5 protein-coding genes are annotated in these 3,392 nt (G+C 40.0%); 4 read left to right on the forward strand and 1 reads right to left on the reverse strand.

Annotation, left to right across the window (positions count from 1 at the left end):
- Positions 1 to 349 precede the first annotated feature (349 nt).
- On the forward strand, positions 350 to 1,516 hold the full coding sequence (locus LD39_RS10680) for an iron-containing alcohol dehydrogenase (RefSeq protein WP_035546111.1): 1,167 nt from the start codon (positions 350 to 352) through the stop codon (positions 1,514 to 1,516).
- A 132-nt stretch (positions 1,517 to 1,648) separates the two neighbouring features.
- Here the strand turns inward: LD39_RS10680 and LD39_RS10685 are convergent, their stop codons facing one another.
- Entirely contained in the window at positions 1,649 to 1,960 is a 312-nt protein-coding gene (locus tag LD39_RS10685) for a hypothetical protein (RefSeq protein ID WP_035546113.1), read from the reverse strand.
- 156 nt (positions 1,961 to 2,116) lie between these two features.
- Between LD39_RS10685 and LD39_RS10690 the strand changes: the two genes are divergently transcribed.
- The 3 genes from LD39_RS10690 to LD39_RS10700 all read left to right on the forward strand — a co-directional run.
- Positions 2,117 to 2,413 carry a hypothetical protein gene (locus LD39_RS10690; protein ID WP_035546115.1) on the forward strand — a complete coding sequence of 99 codons (297 nt, stop codon included), beginning with the start codon at positions 2,117 to 2,119 and terminating at the stop codon, positions 2,411 to 2,413.
- 33 nt (positions 2,414 to 2,446) lie between these two features.
- Complete coding sequence (locus LD39_RS10695) at positions 2,447 to 2,890, forward strand: DUF975 family protein (RefSeq protein WP_035546117.1); 444 nt, start codon at positions 2,447 to 2,449, stop codon at positions 2,888 to 2,890.
- A 180-nt stretch (positions 2,891 to 3,070) separates the two neighbouring features.
- Positions 3,071 to 3,392: VOC family protein (locus tag LD39_RS10700; RefSeq protein WP_035546121.1), on the forward strand; the 322-nt coding region annotated here is incomplete at its 3' end.

Genomic DNA, 3,392 nt, shown 5'->3' on the forward strand with positions numbered 1-3,392 from the left:
GTTGAACATTCATTGAATAACTAAGTAAGGCGCTTACGCTTTTGTTCTTGCAGGCTCAATAGATATCGACGGTGACTGTAGAGCTCCCTTTTTCAGAAGACTCAGTTTCTAGTAACCCAAGTTATCTCCGAATAAAGTCTTCCAGATAACTGCACGTAAGTTGAATTGTCTTAGGGATTCTAAATTAGATGAAAGTTTAAAAGGTCGTGATGGAAAATAGTTCTAACGAATTAAAATAACGGTGACAATTGTACCTAATTACTCAGTTAAACGCATTCATTTGTTTATGGATCTTCTATTTCGGCTACATCTCCAAATGTGTCCGTAATAATGAATTGGAGGAGATACAATGAATCGATTTACAATTCCACGTGATATTTATTTTGGAGAAAATGCTCTAGATATATTGAAATCAGTTGAAGGAACTAAAGCCTTGCTCGTTATTGGTGGAGGTTCCGTTAAAGAAAATGGCAATCTAGAAAAAATTGAAAAGAATCTATCTGAAGCAAATATAGAAACTAAACTGATTGAAGGGGTGAAGGAAGAACCTTCTACCCAGCTAGTGAATGATCACTTGCATATTCTGAATGATTTTCAACCGGATTGGATCATCGGCATTGGTGGCGGTTCACCAATGGATGCTGCAAAAGCTTTATGGTTGTTCTATGAACATCCAGACTTATCCTTTGAAGATGCGACAAAACCATTCGAGCTGCCTCGCCTTCGTTCTAAAGCCAAATTCATTGGGATTCCGACGACGAGTGGAACGGCATCAGAGATTTCGAACTTAACGGTCATCACAGATTCCGAAACAGGCGTCAAATATCCACTCGCTGATTTCGAACTGACACCCGATTTCGCAGTTATCGATCCAGTGATGGTGGAGTCTATGCCTAAACGTGTGACAGCTTATTCTGGAATGGATGCGGTCACTCACAGTATTGAAGCTTATGTAGCCAAACCGCGTACGACTTTCACGAATTCACTGGCGATTGAGGCTGCTGAAATTTTGAAGAATAACCTTCTAGCATCCTATAAGGGTGACAAGGATGGCCGTGAAGAAGTCCATTATGCACAAGCAATGGCTGGAATGGCCTTTGCGAATGCAGTACTAGGTAACGTTCACAGCTTAGCTCACAAAAGTGGTCCGACATTTGAAGTACCGCATGGCTGTGCTAACGCGATTTACCTTCCTTATGTCATTCAATTCAACCGAAGCGTCGTAGAAGAACGCTATGCAGCACTAGCGAGACGTATCGGTCTCACAGGTCAAACTGATAAAGAACTTGTTGACTCCCTGATCGAGTGGGTCCGAGAATTGAATCGTGAGATGGATGTTCCGAATACACTTCAAGAATTCGGCGTTTCTGAAGAGCTATTTAATGAACATGTAGATACGATGGCGAAGAACGCTGTTGAAGATCCATGTACAGGAACCAATCCTCGTGAAACATCCGTGGAAGAAATGAAGAAACTCTTTGTGGCTGCTTACTATGGTCAAGAGGTTACATTTTAATACGTGATCAAGTCTAACTTATGGTTATGGAAAAGTCCCGTCTGATGCAGACGGGACTTTTCTATTTCTATATCCATGCATTCGTCAGCATAAAAGAAGGAGGTTTTTCTTGGTAGCTTATTCTCTCTTGGCTTACTTTTTAATAGCTTCCAACTTCTCAGGGTATGCGATAGGCGGTTTTGTTTCAATTAAGAAATCAGCTGTCCAAATCTTGATGTGCTGCCCTATTTTAAGCTGATCATTATTTATCTCCTTATTTTTCTTTAGCCAGAGGGAATCGATATCTCCCTGTCCTTTTGCTTTTTCTACACGAACAAGCAGGTGGCGGCCATTATCTTGAAGGTTTTTATCGATGATTTCACCTGTATAATCTGGCCCAAAGCTCTTAATGGTAAAGTAACCGATCGAGACGATCAACAAAGCGATAAAGATCCATTTGTTCATGGAAAACGCCTCCAATTAAAAGGGATATTATCATTGTTTCACGGGGGATGCTTGTCGTAAAGTTGTGATGAAGATTACCTACAGAGAGTTGCAGGATATGACAGGTTGACGTAGAATGCGGGACAGAGTTTATAAACGTGTAAGGAGATCGTTGGCATGATGAAAACAGTATTGAAAGATGCTTTCGACAGACTAAATGGAAATTGGCTTAGAATTATAGGGATGGTTATTTTATGTTACCTTATTAAGCTTTTCATAGAAACGTTGCCTATCCAGGGTTCAATTAGTATTCAAATGAGTCCAATGGCTGTGGCAAGTTCTGAAACGCTTCAATCCTTATTGTTAGGAGCCCTGATAAACAGCATTCTCTTCTTTATCCTGATTGATTACATATCGCTTACCCAACAGACGATGCGAAAAAGGTTTTTGAACGCTATCATTTATCCTTTTTGAAATCCTTTGCTCCTTTTGAAGGGGATCGTTGTCTTGTTTATTACGAACTTTTTGCTTTACCTGATCGGTATGATGACCATCTATGCGGGAATAGGGACACTGTTTTCCTATGTAGGCGGTGTTACCTTAAAAACGGGTGGAGTTTTCTTTGTTTACTTATTACTATTCTCATTTATTATTTGGCTGTACTTAGGAATCTCTCAAGCGATGTATATTTTGTATGATGATCCTAAGGCAGGAATCTTCCCTAGTATTAAAAACAGCTTTTCCTTAATGAATGGCCATAAAGGGACTTTGCTCGGGTTGTTTGTCCTGACAGGGGTAGGATTAATCCTCGGAGCACTCCTGTTTGTGGTTGGGGCCATTGTTAGCCTAGTAGTATATGAAGTCAGCCGACTGGCTTTTTACCGCAATCTGTTACAGATGAAACGTCAAAAAGAATGGCACGCAAAAGTCAATGAAGCAAATGCATTCTAGATAGAAAATATATAATCGATCGCCCACCTAAGTACTTGAGTTCGAGAAGATAGAGTTGAATAATACGAAAAGCCGCATTCATAATCAAAGAATGTGGCTTTTTTTAGATTACAAAATTATAGAGGGTTGTACGAAGAAAAATAGAAGGTTATTAATAAGTTGAATAGGGAGGTTATACAAATGTCGAAGTCATTGCTAAGAGGAATGGAAGGGGCTTTTATCCCTGTTAAAAACCCTTCTCATTCCGCCAAGTGGTATGAAGAGAAGTTAGGCTGTAAACCGCTTCATGTAGAAAAAGAAGCCGTAACAATGAAGCTGGCAGAGGAGTCGCAGACCGTCATCTGTCTTGTGCGGACACCCAATCACAAGCCCATGGATTTTCCAGAGAATTATTTCGGTGTAACAAAATACTATAACTTTATTCCTGATGACATAGAAAAAACCTACAGGAGTTTAGTCGATAACGGTGTAAAAGTTAATTCTATTGGCGGGGAAGGGAACA

The organism is Halobacillus sp. BBL2006, assembly GCF_000786645.1.
Lineage (GTDB): Bacteria > Bacillota > Bacilli > Bacillales > Halobacillaceae > Halobacillus.